The organism is Bradyrhizobium sp. ERR14, assembly GCF_014198235.1.
Taxonomy (GTDB): Bacteria; Pseudomonadota; Alphaproteobacteria; order Rhizobiales; family Xanthobacteraceae; genus Bradyrhizobium.
Genome location: NZ_JACIHD010000016.1, coordinates 109,080 through 124,021, shown reverse-complemented (window position 1 = coordinate 124,021; position 14,942 = coordinate 109,080). Strand labels below are relative to the sequence as shown.

Genomic DNA, 14,942 nt, shown 5'->3' with positions numbered 1-14,942 from the left:
CCGCAGTCATGCCCCGCGAAGGCGGGGCATCCAGTACTCCGAGACAGTGCCGTCAACCGAGAAGCCACGGCGTACTGGATCATCCGCCTTCGCGGATGATGACGTCAATGGGTGTGGAACGACCGCAGCGTCACGCCACGTTCTGGTCGAGAATGTCCACCGCCTCTGACAGGCTGACCGACACCAGCTGCGAGACGCCGCGCTCGGCCATGGTGACGCCGAACAGGCGGTTCATCCGCGCCATCGTGATCGGATTGTGGGTGATGATGATGAAGCGCGTGTCGGTCGAGCCGGTCATCTCGTGCAACAGGTTGCAGTACCGTTCGACGTTGTGGTCGTCGAGCGGCGCGTCGACTTCGTCCAGCACGCAGATCGGCGAGGGGTTGGTCAAGAACACCGCGAAGATCAGCGCCATCGCGGTCAGCGCCTGCTCACCGCCCGAGAGCAGCGACAGCGTCTGCGGCTTCTTGCCCGGCGGCTTTGCGATGATTTCGAGGCCGGCTTCCAGCGGGTCGTCGCTCTCGATCAGGTGCAGCGCCGCTTCGCCGCCGCCGAACAGCTCGACGAACAGCCGCTTGAAGTGGTTGTTGACCACCTCGAACGAGGTCAGCAGCCGCTCGCGTGCCTCCTTGTTGAGGCTCTGGATGCCCTGGCGCAGACGCTTGATCGCTTCGACGAGGTCGTCGCGCTCGGTGACGAGGCCGATGTGCTGGGTCTCGACCTCGCGCAGCTCTTCCTCGGCGCGCAGATTGACTGCGCCGAGGCGCTCGCGGTCGCGGCGCATCTTTTCGAGGTCTTCCTCGATGTCGTGCAGCGGCGGCAGCTCCGCGCCGGGCTCGATCTCGGCGAGGCCGGCGACGGCTTGCGGCTCGACTTCCAGCATGTCGCGGATCTCGCGCTCGATGTCCTCGAGCCGGCGCCGCGCGCCTTCCATGCGCTCCTCGGCGCGGGCGGTGGCCTCGCGGGAGCTGGAGAGCGCCTCCAAGGTCAGCTTGGCGACGCGATCCGTCTCGGCCATCGCGGTCTCCGCGGTGGCGAGCGCGTCGGCGGCCATGCGGCGGTCGTTCTCGGCGTATTCGATCTCGGTGATCAGTGCGCTGCGCTTTTCCGCGAACACTTGCGGCGCATTTTCGAGCTCGCTGCGCTCGATCGTGAGTTCGGCAATACGGGCCTGGATGGTATCGATGTGGGAGGCCGCGCTCTCCTTGCGGTTCTGCCACTCGGTGCGCTCGGCCAGGATGGCCTGCACGCGGCGGTCGGCGAGCTCGGCCTCGCGCGCCAGCGCCTGCGCCTCAGCGCGGACCTGGGCGGCCATGCGGCGATGGCCTTCGATGTCGCTGCGGACCGCGGCGAGACGGGTTTCGGTGTCCTCGCTCGACGGCAGCTCGGAAATGCCGGCTTCGGCATATTCATACGCAGCTTCGGCCTCGGCGCGGTCGGCGGCGAGACGGCTGTGCGCTTCCGACAGCGTTGCCTTGCGCGCGGCATGGCGGCTGATCTCGCGCTCGGCGGTGGCATGACGCTCGCGCGCGACGTTGAGCTCGCGCTGCGCGGCGCGCCAGGCTTCGCGGCTGGCGCCTTCGGTGCTGGCCGCCATCTGCAGCTCGGACTCGGCGTTCTCCAGCGCCTGACGCTTGATCTGCGCGTCGATGCGGGCCTGCTCCAGCTCGTTCTCGATGTCGACGAGGCGGGCGCGCTCGGCCAGGCGCCTCGCTGCGCCGGTCGGGGCGTGAGCGGCCGCGACAAAACCGTCCCAGCGCCAGACGTCGCCCTCGGGCGAAACTAGCCGCTGGCCGGTCTTGAGCTGGGAGACCAGCTCTGCGCCGCGCTCACGCGGCACCACGCCGATCTGGGCCAGACGGCGCGTCAGCTCGGCCGGCGCCTGCACATGATTGGCGAGCGGCACGGCGCCTTCGGGCAGCTCCGGATCGCCGTCGGTCTGTCCGACATTGGTCCAGCGCATCGGCGCCGACGGATCGATCGGCGCATCGAGGTCGTCGCCGAGCGCGGCGCCGATGGCCTTCTCAAAACCCTTGTCGACGGTGATGCCGTCGATGATCGGCGGCCACAGATTCTTGGTCTCGCCGTTGAGGATCTTGGAGATCGTGCGCGCCTCGGTTTCGAGCCGCTGCGCGCGCTTGTCGGCCTCGACCAGCGGCGAGCGCGAGGATTCCAGCGTCTGGCGGGCGGCAACGTGGGCGGCTTCGCTCGCCTGCGCTGCGGCTTCCGAGGCGGCCAGTGTTTGCTCCGCGGTCTCAACCGACGCGGTCAGCTCGTCGAGATCGCCGAAGCCGCCGGTCTCGGCGGCAAGCTTCTGCTCTTCGGCGGCGACGTTCGCGATCTCCTGGTCGAGACGGGCCAGCTTGTCGCGGTGGGTGCGGACGTTGGCCTCGAGCTGGTTGCGCTTGGCGGTGAGGTCGGCCAGCGCAGTGGTGAGCTCGGCGAACTGCTGCTCGGTTTCGGTCAGCACCGCCTCGGCTTCGCCGACGCGCTCGTCGACACCCGAGCGCTTCTCGACGCGCGACTTGATCTCTTCCTTCAGCTCGGAATCTTCGGTGTCGAGCCGCTGCAGCGCGACGTCGGCGTCCATGGTCTGCTGCTGAGCACGGGAGATGTCGCCTTCGAACTGGGCGAGGCGGCGCTCGAGCTCGGCGACGCGCTCCTTGGCGCGCTCTTCCTCGCGGTCGAGCAGCTCGCGGGCATTGGTCAGGCGCTGCAAGCCTGCAGCGGCGCGCGCCTCGGCATCGCGCAGCCCCGGCATTTCGGCGGCGCGGATCGCCTGGATGCGGGCGGCTTCGGCCTGGTGCTGGGTGCGCTCGGCCATCTCGCGCACCGCGAGATCGTGGGTCTGGCCGGATTCGTTGACGTCGGCATGGGCGCCGATCCAGCGCAGATGGAACAGTGTGGCTTCCGCCTTGCGGACCTTGGCCGCGACCTCGCGGTAGCGCACGGCCTGGCGGGCCTGCTTCTTCAGGCCTTCCATCTGGCCTGCGAGCTGGCCGATCACGTCCTCGACGCGGGTCAGGTTGGTTTCGGCCGCCTTCAGCCGCAGCTCGGCCTCGTGGCGGCGGGCGTGCAGACCGGCGACGCCGGCAGCGTCTTCCAGCACGCGGCGGCGCTGCTCGGGCTTGGCCTGGATGATCTCGCCGATCTTGCCTTGATGGACGAGAGCCGGCGAACGCGCGCCGGTGGCGGCATCTGCAAACAGGATCTGCACGTCGCGGGCGCGCACATCGCGACCGTTGATGCGGTAGACCGACCCCGCCTCGCGCTCGATGCGGCGGGAGATTTCGAGCAACTGGCTGTCGTTCATCGCCGCCGGCGCAGTGCGATCGGCATTGTCGATCGTCATCGTCACTTCGGCGTGGTTGCGTGCCGGACGGTTGCCGGAGCCGGCGAAGATCACCGCGTCCATGTCGGCGGCGCGCAAGCTCTTGTACGACGTTTCACCCATCGCCCAGCGCAGTGCTTCGACGAGATTCGACTTGCCGCAACCGTTGGGTCCGACCACGCCGGTCAGGCCGGGCTCGATGACGAAGTCCGTGGGCTCAACGAAGGACTTGAAGCCGTGAAGGCGCAGGCGGGTGATTTTCATAAGCACGCATCTCTGTTGGCAGGCGCGAATCCCCTGCCGGGACAATACCATGGAAGGCAGTGTCGCTATCCGGGCGAGTCGCGCGAGGCGCCTCATGCGGCTGGACAATGGCCGCGGTGCGCCGCGAGGGCAACCGGCGAAAGCCGCTTTTCCCAAGGGATTTATGCCGGGAAAGATACGGCTTTCGAGATGCGAATCAGGATCTTGACGAGCGAATCAGCTCTTCAGCAGCGGATTGATCTTCTTGGCGAACTCCTCGAACGAGGTCTCGCCCTTGATCTTCTCGCCGTTGATGAAGAAGGTCGGCGTCGAATCCACCTTCAGAACGTCGCTGGCATATTTCTGGTCGGCGGCGATCTTGTCGAGCAGCGCCTGATCCTTCAGGCAGGCCTCGACCTGCTGCTGGGTAAGGCCAGCCTGCTTGCCGATCCGCGTCAGGGTCTCGGTGGTGTTCTTCACCACCCAGTCGTTCTGCTGGCGGAACAGCATGTCGGTGACCGCGAAGTATTTCGGCCCGTCGCCATTGGCGATGCAGCGGGACAGCATCGAGCCGGCGGCGGCTTTGATGTCGAGCGGGAACTCGCGGAAGATGTACTTCACCTTGCCGGTGTCGATGTATTCCTTCTTGATCTTCGGGAACACCTGCTCGTTGAAGGCGGCGCAATGCGGGCAGGTCATCGAGGCGTATTCGGTGATGGTGACGGCGGCGTCGTTCGGGCCGAGCGCCATGTCGGGCAGCGATACCGGCTTGGCGACGTCGGCGGCCGACTGCGCCATGGCCTCGGAGACGAACTGCAGCGGCGAGAGCCTGGCGAGCGCGGCAAGCCCGGTCAGCGACAGCATCGTAGTGAAGGCGCGGCGGGTGATGATCAAGGTCGGCTCCCGAATTGGCAAAAATCTCGCCCCAGGGGTCCATGAAGTTCCCGCCCGGGCGGCCTGTCGCTAGCTTGAAACGTAGCTTGAGGCAATGGCGAGCGGTAGAGACGGGTCCAGATTGACCGCGAAATAAGGCTCAATTTCGCTTGATGGCGGCCCCCAGCCGCGCCAGCGCCGTCTTCAGTTGTTCATCTTCGATGTCACCAAGGCTCTCCGCCACCTTGGCCACCGATTTGGGATCGGGCGGGCCGGGCCGCACCGGCCGCCGGGGGCGCGACAGCGGAGCCTGGCGGAAGGCGAGCTTGCCGACCGCGCTCCAGCCGAAGAAGCGGTTGACGCGCTCCAGGATCACGTCGGCGGAATGCTGGATCTCCAGCGCCATCGGCCCCTCCACCCGCAGCACCAGGGTCGCCGGCTCCTGCGGCTGGCCCTCCACCGGGCGCGGCCATTGCATCTTCAGCGGCTCGGCATGGGCCGCGATCTCCGGACCTGCAATCTGCGCCCACCGCGTCACCAACTCGCGCGCCGCAAACCCCTGCTTGGCATAGGCCTCGGCAAAGACGTCGTTGAGCAGGATGCCCAGCGGCTTGGCGCTGAGGGGACCGGGTTTGGGAGGGAATTTGGACATGGGTCCTTATAGCACCATGCGCGACGTGTCAGGAACTGACGCCGTCATGACCGGGCTTTGTCCCGGCCATCCACGTCTCGCCACGAAGAAAGACGTGGATGCCCGCGACAGGCGCGGGCATGACGTGGAGAGACTGATGCGTTGCAGCTAGAGTGAAGGCATGAGCCCTAGATCTGCCCTCAAGGCCAAGCCGGAACCAGTTCAGTCGAAAGTCTCATCGCGTCCGACGCTCCTGCTCCAATGGTACGACCGCCACCGGCGCCGGTTGCCGTGGCGGGCCGCGCCCGGCGAGACGTCGGATCCATACCGCGTCTGGCTGTCGGAGATCATGCTGCAGCAGACCACGGTGAAGGCGGTCGGGCCCTATTTCGAAAAATTCGTCGCGCGCTGGCCGGATGTCACTGCGCTCGGACGGGCCTCGCAGGATGATGTGCTGCGGATGTGGGCCGGGCTCGGCTATTACTCGCGCGCGCGCAACCTGTACGCCTGCGCGGTCGCGGTGACACGCGAGAATGGCGGCATCTTTCCCGACACCGAGGAGGGGCTGCGTGCGCTACCGGGCATCGGGCCGTACACGGCGGCGGCGATCGCGGCGATTGCCTTCGATCGCCACACGATGCCGGTCGACGGCAATATCGAGCGGGTGGTGTCGCGGCTCTTTGCAGTTGAAGATGAGTTCCCGCAGGCGAAACCTCTGATCCAGCAATTGGCGGCGACGCTGCTTGCAAACTCCCGCGCCGGCGACAGCGCGCAGGCACTGATGGATCTCGGCGCCTCGATCTGCACGCCGAAAAAGCCGGCCTGCTCGTTGTGTCCGCTGAACGAGGATTGCATCGCGCGCGCGCAAGGCACGCAGGAGACCTTTCCGCGCAAGGCGCCGAAGAAGAGCGGAACGCTGCGGCGCGGAGCGGCCTTCGTCGTCACACGCGGCGAGGAGCTGCTGGTCCGCAGCCGGCCCGAAAAGGGCCTGCTCGGCGGCATGACCGAAGTGCCCGGCTCGGACTGGCTCGTCGGCCAGGACGACGCGGCGGCGAAGCTGCAGGCGCCGGCGCTGAAGGGGCTGTCGCGCTGGCAGCGCAAAATGGGCGTCGTCACCCACGTCTTCACGCATTTTCCGCTGGAGCTGGTGGTCTACACGGCGAAAGCCGCAGCCCGCACCCGCGCGCCCGAGGGCATGCGCTGGGTGCCGCTCGCCACCCTTAGGGACGAGGCGCTGCCCAATGTCATGCGCAAGGTCATCGCGCACGCGCTCAACCTTTCAGCGGGCTCGTCCTCCTGACAGCACGCTGGCAGCAGCGCTAAGCTATCGGGTGCGAAACGGAGGCTGCCAATGGTCAAGACCGCGCTCGACAATTTTCCAAGGCCACCCTGTGCGGAGCTGTTGGGATGGCGCCTGCTCGATGCCCGTCCGCAGGAAGGCTGGATCAGGCTCTCGTTCGAGGGCAGGCCGGAGTTCTGCAATCCGGCGGGCTTCATCCAGGGCGGCATGCTCTCGGCCATGCTCGACGACACCATGGGCCCGGCGGTGCTGGTGATGAGTGAGGGCCGGCTCTACACCACCACCATCAGCATGACCGTGAATTTCCTCAGCCCCGCCAAGCCCGGTCCGATCATCGGGGAGGCGAAGGTGACGCAGCTCGGCAAGACGATTGCGTTCGTCGAGGCCAAGCTGACGGCTGCGGACGGCGCCTTGCTGGCAACGGCAAGCGCGACCGAGCGGTTGCTGGAAGCGGCGAGGGTGGTGCGGTAGTCGTTACCGTCGGGGCCGTGTCGCGGAGTGCTGCGCGCAAGGCTTATACAGCGCCTGAAGTGCTTTGCCGCGCAGCAAGATGAGTTGCGGCCTCAACCCGCCGCGTGCCGCGATCCAACGCTGCACCGGCCCGGGATACATGGAGTATAGGTAGTTGGTGGCGTCATGGTCGGTAATCGTCCTTCCCTTCCGACCGAAATCCCAAGCAGCGTGGAAGCCGAGAGCGGCCTTCGAGGTCACACAGATTTTGTCAGCGGCAACTGCACCGAGAACGATGGTGCACGATGAGGCACAGAGTCCATCGATGATGACGGTCTCTCCGGAAGTGCGCAGGCGCTCATATCTGTCAACATAGGCGTCGATTAGCCCGCCACGATCGCCGGCGATCCGTATCGCCGCATGACTTGCGTGCATTTCGGTCAGCAAGATAGCCGCCGCAAGCAACCCCGCCCGGAACTTCATGATCGCAGCCTCGGTTATTCGCGTCTATCGAATGGACAAATTTCTCTCGCATCCAAGGATTGGCTTAGATCGAAGCGCACCAGCGGGCGGTTGCGGCCGCTCATGGTCTTCAGCCTCGGCCTGAAAGCGCTGGACCAATTCGGGTCTTTGAAACAGACGGGCGTTGATCTAGGTCAATTGGACATGCAGGGCGCGCCAAATGATGGGGCAAGTGCCTGTCCCGTTGACGGCATCACCCTGCGGATAGAACCGGCACTCCAATGACGGGAGGACGCCCATGTTTCGATATGCTCTGATTGGCTTGGCCGCAGCCGCTCTTGTCGGCGCAAGCCTTGTTCCCGATGACGCACTCGCCCGCGGCGGCCGCGGAGGAGGTGGCGCCTATCGGGGAGGGGGATTTCACGGAGGAGGCGCGCACTACAGAGGCGGTGCCGTTCACGCTGGTCGCTACGGCCGCGCTCACGTCTCCCGGCCGATAGCAGGGTACCCCGTAGCACGTACTGCGGCGCGTAGAGGCGTCTACCGGGGAGCCGCATACGGAGCCGCGGCAGTCGGAGTCGGAGCGGCGGCGGCAGGTGCATACGGCTACTACAACAACCGTTGCTACGATGCCTATGGCAATTGGGTGTGTTCCGGACAGTATGGATATTGATGGGCCGTGACGGACGCGGGGCGGTTGGACAACTCTTACCGCCCCGCCTTCAGGCGCTCGCGCTTCGCATCTCCCCTGACGATCGGCGGCTTCGCGTTCAGCGCCTCGACCTGGAAGCCCGCAACGCGCTTGTAGTTGGCGGCGATGTCTTCAAGCTCCTGCTGCGACAGCACGTCGGTGACGACCTCAAAGCCGTCGGGCGCGCGCTCCTCGACCAGTTGCATGACCTGCTCGGGTCCATTCTTGCGGTTGAGCAGGACGAGGTCGGTGGTCGCGGGTCGGCGCTCGGCCTCATAGGCAAGCAGCGCCGCGGTCGTCGGTCCATGCGCGAGAATCTCGCGGGTGATGGTGCGGGCATCGAGGATGGCCTGCGAGGCGCCGTTCGAGCCGATCGGGTACATCGGATGCGCGGCATCGCCCATCAGCGTGACCTTGCCGAAGGTCCATTGCGAGACCGGATCGCGGTCCACCAGCGGATATTCATAGGCGTGCGGGCAGTTCTTGATCAGGCCGGGCACGTCGAGCCAGTCGAACTGCCAGCTCTCGAACCAGGGCAGAAACTCCTCCAGCCGCGCGGTGCGATTATAGTCCTCGCGCCGCCACTGATAGGTCGGCGGCATGTGGCGCTCGGCGACCCAGTTGATCAGATGGTTGCCCGCCGCGTCCGGCGTCTTGCTGATCGGATAGCAGACGAATTTCAGGATCTCGTGGCCGGCCATGATCATGGTGCGGCCGGTCAGGAAGGCCTTGGAAGGCGTGACGCCGCGCCAGAGGATGCGGCCGTTCCAGATCGGCGGGCCTTCATTGGGATAGAGCTTTTCGCGCGCGGCGGAATGAATGCCGTCGGCGGCGATCAGGATCGCGCCGTCGTAACTCCCGGCGGCCTTGCCGGTCGCCCGATCGATGAAGTCGGCGCGCACGCCGTCGGCCGTCTCGGCCCAGCCGGTCAGATGGTGGCTGGTGAGGATGTTGTCACTGCCGAGCCGCTCGATCGCGGTGTCGAGCAGGAGCTGTTGCAGCGTGCCGCGATGGATCGAGAATTGCGGCCATTTGTAGCCGGCCTCCAGCCCGCGCGGCTCGCTCCAGATCGGCTTGCCGTGCTTGGAGAAATAGGCGAGCTCGCGCGTCCGCACTCCGCTGGCGTCCAATCTGTCCATCAGCCCGAGCTCGATCAGCTCGCGCACTGCATGCGGCAGCACGTTGATGCCGACGCCGAGCGGCTTCAGTTCCGCGACGCTTTCGAAGACTTTTGCGGGAACGCCGATCTGGTGCAGGCTGAGCGCAAGCGTCAGCCCGCCGATGCCGCCACCGGCGATGAGTACGGTCATGACAAAATCCCCTCCGATTGACGGCGTCTTCGCACGGCCGGGCGGCCGTGGGCAACTGCGAAGAGGTCCCTATGGACGGGGCCGCGGAGGGCCGTTAACCTCGGGTTTTCCCCCATGAGGTCCGACATGCTCAAGCTCTATTACGCGACCGGCACCTGCGCGCTCGCCACCTACATCACCCTGGAGGAGGCGGGTGCCGACTACACGGCTGAACGGCTGAGCTTCAAGGACAACCAGCAGAACAGCCCGGATTATCTCAAGATCAACCCGAAGGGCCGCGTGCCGGCGCTGGTGACCGATCGCGGCGTCCTCACCGAGACGCCGGCGATGCTGGCCTATCTCGCGCAGACCTTCCCGAAGGCGAAGCTCGCGCCGCTCGATGATCCCTTCGACTTCGCCCAGGTGCAGTCGTTCAACTCCTACCTCTGCTCGACCGTGCACATCAATCATGCCCACAAGATGCGCGGTCCGCGCTGGGCGACGCAGGAGAGCTCGTTCGCCGACATGAAGGCGATGGTCCCGAAGACCATGGGCGCCTGCTTCGCCCTAATCGAGCAGAAGATGTTTCGGGGGCCCTGGGTGATGGGCGATCAGTTCACGATCTGCGATCCCTATCTCTACACGCTCTCGACCTGGCTCGAAGGCGACAGCGTCGACATCAACGCGACGCCGAAGATCGCCGATCATTTCAAGCGCATGTCGGATCGTCCCGCCGTAGCAAAGGTGATGGCCGCGCAGAAGGCGTAAGAGCCCGGCTCTTGTAGGGTGGGCAAAGGCGCAAAGCGCCGTGCCCACGATCTTTTTCCGCCGGCGACATGTGGTGGGCACGCTCCGCTTTGCCCACCCTACGGGAGCTACCCAGCCTTCCGCTTCTCCAATTCCCGCCCCGTCTCCAGCATCAGCCGCCGCAGCCAGATCGAGCCGGGGTCCATCTGCGCGCGGGTCGGGTAGAACATGAACTGCTCGTCGATCCCGGGGTCGAGCGGCGGGGTCACCGCGACGAGGCCGAGCTGCTTCGACAGTGCTGCGATCAGCCGGCGTGGCACGAAGGCGACGAGATCGGTGCGGGCGGCGACGTGCAGCGCTTCGAGATAGCCTGACACGACCAGCGAGATGTGCCGCTCGATGCCCTTGGCCCTGAGCCAGGTGTCGATCAGATCCTCGTTGCTGCCTCGGATGATCACGCCGACATGGCGCGCGGCCAGGAACGTCTCGCGCCGCTTCAGCTTGGCGCCCATCGGATGGCCGCGCCTCACCGCCAGCGCGTCGCTGTCGACGTAGAGCAGCTGGCGGTGAAAGCCCTTGAAGGCGTTGCCGATCGAGATCACAAGGTCGATGGTGCGGGCGAACTCGGCGTGGAAGATCGCCGATCCCCGCCATGGCACGATGTCGATGCGGACGTTGGGCGCGGCCCGCGTCACCTTCTCCATCAGCGGCGGCATCAGCAACTCGACTGCGAGATCCGGCATCATCAGGCGGAATTGCCGTTCGCTGCGTGCGGCATCGAAGTCATCGGGCACGAACAGGCCGCGCACCTGATCGAGCGCCTGCGCCAGCGGCGCGCGCAGGGCCTGTGCCCGCGGCGTCAGCTCCATCCGCGCGCCGGTGCGCACCAGCAGCGGATCGCCAAGTATGTCGCGCAGGCGCTGCAGCGCGTGGCTGGCCGCCGGCTGCGACAGGCCCATCCGGAGCGCGGCGCGGCTGACACTGGCCTCGCGCAGCAGGGCGTCGAGCGCGGTCAGCAGGTTGAGGTCAAGCGAATTCAAATTCATCAAGCGAATAGATATCATATTCTCTATCGATTTGAAGAATTTTGATGCTGCGGCGATGATCTCCGCATTCCCACCAAACGGAGATGCCGCCATGAACGCGAGCGCCAACAAGAAACTGATGCAGGATATTTTCGCCGCCGCCGCCAATCCCGATCCGGCCGCGCGCGATCGCGCCCTGTTCGCCGCAAGCCTTGCCGAAGATGCCAAATGGGTCGTGACCGGCCAGTATTCCTGGTCGCGCACCTTCTCGGGCAAGGAGTCGATCCTCAACGATCTGCACGGCTATGTGCGCACCCGCCTGCGCGACCGCACGCGCACCGTCGCGCACCGCTTCATCTCCGACGGCGATGTGGTCGTCGTGGAGGCCAAGGGCGACAACGTCACGCCCGAAGGCGTGCGCTACGACAATGACTATTGCCTGGTGTTTCGTCTCGAGGACGGCAAGATCAAGGAGATCCGCGAGTACTGCGACTCGATCCTGACCGAGCGGGCGCTCGGTTCTTTTCCCCAAGGGGGCGTCAGAGCCGCGGGCTGACCGACTTGAGCATGATCTGGTCCGCCCGCCGGCGACGTCCGTCACCGTGGGCGATGGTCGCGTCGGTCTGGCAAAGACTGGCGGAGATCGTCCGTATCAGGCGCGAGCGGTCTTCGGCGCGCCGTCAGCTCGTCATGATGAGCGAGCGGGAGCTTCTGGACTGCGGGATGTCTCGTTCGGAGATTGAGTACGAGCTGAAGAAGCCCTTCCGGCGGAATTGAAAATAGAGAGAGAACGGAGGGATTCAGGGCGGCAATTGCAGCAGGCCACCGCGTAGGCAGGCATGCATCCGGGCGCCCCATGCAGGTATCTATCTGCATGGGTCGCACGCCTTGCGCCAAGGGCGTAGCGCAACTGGCTATAAAATCAGCAGATATTGTGCGCGCCGCTTTGGTGCGCGCGAAAAATGGGAAGGTTCAATTAACGAGTGTCCCCCATTGTGTCGCGGTGCAGCGTGGGTCGCAAAGACGCGCGGCTGCCAGGGTGGTCGTGACGATTTGCCGGACTTGTTCGGCCGCTCGAAGTGAAATGCATCTGGGTGGACAGTGGGAATGCCGAAGTTTCGTTTGCGGATCAGGGGACGCCTGTACGCAGGCTTCATGGCCTTGGTGGCGGTCGGTCTCGCGATGGCGGTGGTTGCCGTCTGGAATTTGCGGGCGGTGCAGGATCAGGTCGCGAGACAATCCGCACTTTCGGACAGCACGGCGCGGGTTTTGGAAATATCGACCCATCTTCAGGCGATCCAGCGGGCCAATCTGCGTTACGTCTACGACGCCAACGAGCCCGCGATGAAAGAGGCGCAAGAGCGGGAAACCGCTGCGATCGAGCTGTTGCGGGTCGGCGCCAAGGGGACGCTCTCGGAGGATCGGCGAGCGCTCTACAACGGCCTCATCGACGACATTGCCAAGATGCGACGCTTGCGTGACAACCTCGGCGACGCCGTCAACGAGGCGAGAACGGGCAAGGCCACGTTGCTGCCGAGCGGCGAAGAGCTGGCCGTCAAGATGGGCAAGCTGGTCGATGCGGCGCGCGCAGCCGTCGACGAAGACACCGCGGCCCTCGTCGCCGACCTCGAATCCAGGATCCTCCTTGTTCGGGTCGCAAACTGGCGTTTCCTGGCCTTGCGCGACGCGCAGGGACCCGCGAATTTCAGGGCGAGCGTAGACCGGGCGGCGCAACGGCTCGCGGCTCTCGAAAAGAGCCCGCAGGCAGCGGAATTGCGATCCACGCTCGCGCCGGTGAAGACCTCGCTCGGCATCTACAAATCGGCGTTCGAGACGACGTCCGCCGCGATGCTTCAGGCCGACGAGATCTACCACAAGGACCTCGCGCCTCTCATCGTCGACAGCGTCGGCAGGCTCAAGGCCGCGGAAACGACCCTGAAGAAGGACTATCAGGACTCGCGTGCGACCGCCGAAGCCGTGATCGCCGGCACGACGACCGTTCAGGAGATCGCCGGCGGCCTCGCCATCCTGTTCGGCGGCATCGTCGCCTTCCTGATCGCCCGCAGCATCGTCGGTCCGCTGGCCTCGATGACGAGCGCAATGGGGCGGCTTGCCGGCGGCAATCTCGAGGTCGAGATTCCCGGGCGCGGCAAGGCCGACGAGATCGGCGACATGGCCAAGGCGATCCAGGTGTTCAAGGACAACATGGTCGAGACCGAGCGCCTGCGCGCCGAGCAGACCGAGGTCGAGGCGCGGCAGGCCGAAAGCCGCAAGAAAGACATGGTCAGGCTCGCTGATCAGTTCGAGCAGGCGGTCGGCGAGATCGTGAACACCGTGTCGTCGGCATCGAACGAGCTCGAAGCCTCCGCCGGCACCTTGACCACGACCGCTTCGCGGGCCCAGGATTTGTCGACGGAGGTCGCCAGCGCCTCGCAGGAGGCGTCGGCCAATGTGCAGGCGGTTGCATCGGCGACCGAGGAGCTGTCCTCCTCGGTGTCCGAGATTGCCCGCCAGGTGCAGGAATCCGCCCGCATCGCGGTCGAGGCCGTTGGTCAGGCGAGCAGGACCAATGACCGGGTCGGCGCGCTCTCCAAGGCCGCCGCGCGGATCGGCGACGTGGTCGAACTGATCAGCACCATCGCCGGCCAGACCAATCTGTTGGCGCTGAACGCCACCATCGAGGCGGCGCGCGCAGGTGAAGCCGGCCGCGGCTTTGCCGTCGTCGCCTCCGAGGTCAAGGCGCTCGCCGAGCAGACTGCGAGGGCCACCGGCGAGATCGCCCAGCAGGTGTCCGGCATCCAGGCCGCGACGGAGGAATCGGTCGGCTCCATCAGGGAGATCAGCGGCACGATCGAGCGGCTGTCGGAGATTTCGTCGACGGTCGCGGCCGCCGTGGAGCAGCAGGGCGCGGCGACGCAGGAGATTTCCCGCAACGTCCAGCAGGCGGCTCATGGCACGCAGAGGGTGTCGTCCAACATCGGCGACGTGCAGCGCGGTGCCTCCGAAACCGGGTCGGCCTCATCGCAGGTGCTGTCGGCAGCGCGCTCGCTGTCGGCCGACAGCAACCGCCTCAAGCTCGAAGTGGCCAAGTTCCTGAACTCGGTCCACGCCGCCTGAATCCCAAACGCAAAAGGCCACGCGCATGCGCGTGGCCTCGAAGAGCGGCGCGGTGCGCTCAGGCGACCTTGGTCGCCATGTGCTTGAACATGTTGGCGCGCGCCTCGTCGTCCATCTCGGCCTTGAAGGTGAACTTGTCCTTCAGAGCGATCGCACGCGCAGCCGCCGGGCGCGCCGAGATCTCGTCGACCAGCCGCTTCACATTCGGGTAGCGCGCAAAGGCGTCGTCGCCGAGCTTGAACGGCAGCATCCGCGCCCAGCCCCACAGCGCCATGTCGACGATCGAATAGCTGTCGCCGACCATGTAGCTGCGCCCTTTGAGGTGAGCGTCGAGAATCTTGTAGTGGCGGTCGGTCTCGTACTGGTAGCGGTTATGGGCGTAGTCGTGGTTCTGGTCCTTCGGCGCAAAATGCTTGAAGTGCACGGCCTGACCCGAATATGGCCCGACGCCGGTGGCGATGAACATCAGCCATGACAATGTTTCGCCGCGCACGCTCGCGGCGGGCAGGAACTTGCCGGTCTTCTCGGCGAGATAAAGCAGGATGGCGTTGCTGTCGAACACGATGGTGCCGCCATCGTCGATCGCCGGGACCTTGGCATTCGGATTGATCTTGAGGAATTCCGGCGTGAACTGCTCGCCCTTGCGGGTGTCGACCTTCTCCGGCTCGAAGGGCAGGCCGGACTCTTCGAGATAGAGCGCAACCTTGGTCGGGTTCGGCGATCCGTTGAAATAGAATTTGAGCATCGATCTCCCCAATGTTTGTTGCAAGGCGCGAACGCAGC

Annotated in this window: 13 protein-coding genes; 6 read left to right on the top strand and 7 right to left on the bottom strand. The window is 65.6% G+C overall.

The features are described 5' to 3' along the window. Positions 1–130 precede the first annotated feature (130 nt). The 3 genes from smc to GGD62_RS30985 all read right to left on the bottom strand — a co-directional run bounded on the left by smc (position 131) and on the right by GGD62_RS30985 (position 5,099). On the bottom strand, positions 131–3,595 hold the full coding sequence (gene smc, locus GGD62_RS30995; protein ID WP_183711954.1) for a chromosome segregation protein SMC: 3,465 nt from the start codon (positions 3,593–3,595) through the stop codon (positions 131–133). A gap of 216 nt (positions 3,596–3,811) precedes the next feature. Continuing rightward, the gene (locus GGD62_RS30990; RefSeq protein ID WP_183711952.1) at positions 3,812–4,468 is read right to left on the bottom strand and encodes a DsbA family protein; all 657 of its coding nucleotides are present in this window, start codon (positions 4,466–4,468) and stop codon (positions 3,812–3,814) included. A 139-nt stretch (positions 4,469–4,607) separates the two neighbouring features. After that, positions 4,608–5,099: a DUF721 domain-containing protein gene (locus GGD62_RS30985; RefSeq protein WP_018323319.1), complete on the bottom strand. Its 492-nt coding sequence runs from the start codon at positions 5,097–5,099 to the stop codon at positions 4,608–4,610. A gap of 160 nt (positions 5,100–5,259) precedes the next feature. Here GGD62_RS30985 and mutY point away from each other — a divergent pair, with 160 nt between their 5' ends. Further along, on the top strand, positions 5,260–6,378 hold the full coding sequence (gene mutY / locus GGD62_RS30980) for an A/G-specific adenine glycosylase (protein WP_183711950.1): 1,119 nt from the start codon (positions 5,260–5,262) through the stop codon (positions 6,376–6,378). Positions 6,379–6,429: 51 nt separating this feature from the next. After that, positions 6,430–6,849, top strand: coding sequence for a PaaI family thioesterase (locus GGD62_RS30975; protein ID WP_183711948.1), 420 nt, complete (start codon positions 6,430–6,432; stop codon positions 6,847–6,849). 3 nt (positions 6,850–6,852) lie between these two features. Here GGD62_RS30975 and GGD62_RS30970 read toward each other — a convergent pair whose 3' ends face one another. Both GGD62_RS30970 and GGD62_RS30965 read right to left on the bottom strand, forming a co-directional pair. Next, positions 6,853–7,311: a hypothetical protein gene (locus GGD62_RS30970; protein ID WP_018323322.1), complete on the bottom strand. Its 459-nt coding sequence runs from the start codon at positions 7,309–7,311 to the stop codon at positions 6,853–6,855. A 687-nt stretch (positions 7,312–7,998) separates the two neighbouring features. Beyond that, positions 7,999–9,291, bottom strand: a complete 1,293-nt coding sequence (locus tag GGD62_RS30965) for a flavin-dependent oxidoreductase (RefSeq protein WP_183711946.1) — start codon at positions 9,289–9,291, stop codon at positions 7,999–8,001. A gap of 126 nt (positions 9,292–9,417) precedes the next feature. Between GGD62_RS30965 and GGD62_RS30960 the strand changes: the two genes are divergently transcribed. Continuing rightward, the gene (locus GGD62_RS30960) at positions 9,418–10,038 is read left to right on the top strand and encodes a glutathione S-transferase family protein (RefSeq protein ID WP_018323326.1); all 621 of its coding nucleotides are present in this window, start codon (positions 9,418–9,420) and stop codon (positions 10,036–10,038) included. Between the two features lie 107 nt (positions 10,039–10,145). Here the strand turns inward: GGD62_RS30960 and GGD62_RS30955 are convergent, their stop codons facing one another. Next, positions 10,146–11,063 (bottom strand): LysR family transcriptional regulator, encoded by a 918-nt coding sequence (locus GGD62_RS30955; protein ID WP_179735553.1) that lies wholly within the window; start codon positions 11,061–11,063, stop codon positions 10,146–10,148. Positions 11,064–11,154: 91 nt separating this feature from the next. Here GGD62_RS30955 and GGD62_RS30950 point away from each other — a divergent pair, with 91 nt between their 5' ends. The 3 genes from GGD62_RS30950 (at position 11,155) to GGD62_RS30940 (ending at position 14,159) form a co-directional block, all read left to right on the top strand. Beyond that, a complete protein-coding gene (locus GGD62_RS30950; RefSeq protein WP_183711944.1) occupies positions 11,155–11,598 on the top strand; it encodes a nuclear transport factor 2 family protein in 444 nt (147 codons plus the stop codon). 11 nt (positions 11,599–11,609) lie between these two features. Continuing rightward, positions 11,610–11,819 (top strand): DUF1127 domain-containing protein, encoded by a 210-nt coding sequence (locus tag GGD62_RS41580; protein WP_312012694.1) that lies wholly within the window; start codon positions 11,610–11,612, stop codon positions 11,817–11,819. Positions 11,820–12,149: 330 nt separating this feature from the next. Next, positions 12,150–14,159, top strand: a complete 2,010-nt coding sequence (locus GGD62_RS30940; protein ID WP_179735172.1) for a methyl-accepting chemotaxis protein — start codon at positions 12,150–12,152, stop codon at positions 14,157–14,159. 58 nt (positions 14,160–14,217) lie between these two features. On the opposite strand, the gene GGD62_RS30935 is transcribed toward GGD62_RS30940, so the two are convergent. Further along, a complete protein-coding gene (locus GGD62_RS30935) occupies positions 14,218–14,904 on the bottom strand; it encodes a glutathione S-transferase family protein (RefSeq protein ID WP_183711942.1) in 687 nt (228 codons plus the stop codon). Between the last annotated feature and the right edge of the window lie 38 nt (positions 14,905–14,942).

What these genes read in the sequence shown, in the direction of transcription:
- smc (WP_183711954.1), bottom strand. Translation starts at nt 3,595, where the DNA reads ATGAAAATCACCCGCCTGCGCCTTCACGGCTTCAAGTCCTTCGTTGAG.
- GGD62_RS30985 (WP_018323319.1), bottom strand. Translation starts at nt 5,099, where the DNA reads ATGTCCAAATTCCCTCCCAAACCCGGTCCCCTCAGCGCCAAGCCGCTG.
- mutY (WP_183711950.1), top strand. Translation starts at nt 5,260, where the DNA reads ATGAGCCCTAGATCTGCCCTCAAGGCCAAGCCGGAACCAGTTCAGTCG.
- GGD62_RS30975 (WP_183711948.1), top strand. Translation starts at nt 6,430, where the DNA reads ATGGTCAAGACCGCGCTCGACAATTTTCCAAGGCCACCCTGTGCGGAG.
- GGD62_RS30970 (WP_018323322.1), bottom strand. Translation starts at nt 7,311, where the DNA reads ATGAAGTTCCGGGCGGGGTTGCTTGCGGCGGCTATCTTGCTGACCGAA.
- GGD62_RS30965 (WP_183711946.1), bottom strand. Translation starts at nt 9,291, where the DNA reads ATGACCGTACTCATCGCCGGTGGCGGCATCGGCGGGCTGACGCTTGCG.
- GGD62_RS30960 (WP_018323326.1), top strand. Translation starts at nt 9,418, where the DNA reads ATGCTCAAGCTCTATTACGCGACCGGCACCTGCGCGCTCGCCACCTAC.
- GGD62_RS30955 (WP_179735553.1), bottom strand. Translation starts at nt 11,063, where the DNA reads ATGAATTTGAATTCGCTTGACCTCAACCTGCTGACCGCGCTCGACGCC.
- GGD62_RS30950 (WP_183711944.1), top strand. Translation starts at nt 11,155, where the DNA reads ATGAACGCGAGCGCCAACAAGAAACTGATGCAGGATATTTTCGCCGCC.
- GGD62_RS41580 (WP_312012694.1), top strand. Translation starts at nt 11,610, where the DNA reads ATGATCTGGTCCGCCCGCCGGCGACGTCCGTCACCGTGGGCGATGGTC.
- GGD62_RS30940 (WP_179735172.1), top strand. Translation starts at nt 12,150, where the DNA reads ATGCCGAAGTTTCGTTTGCGGATCAGGGGACGCCTGTACGCAGGCTTC.
- GGD62_RS30935 (WP_183711942.1), bottom strand. Translation starts at nt 14,904, where the DNA reads ATGCTCAAATTCTATTTCAACGGATCGCCGAACCCGACCAAGGTTGCG.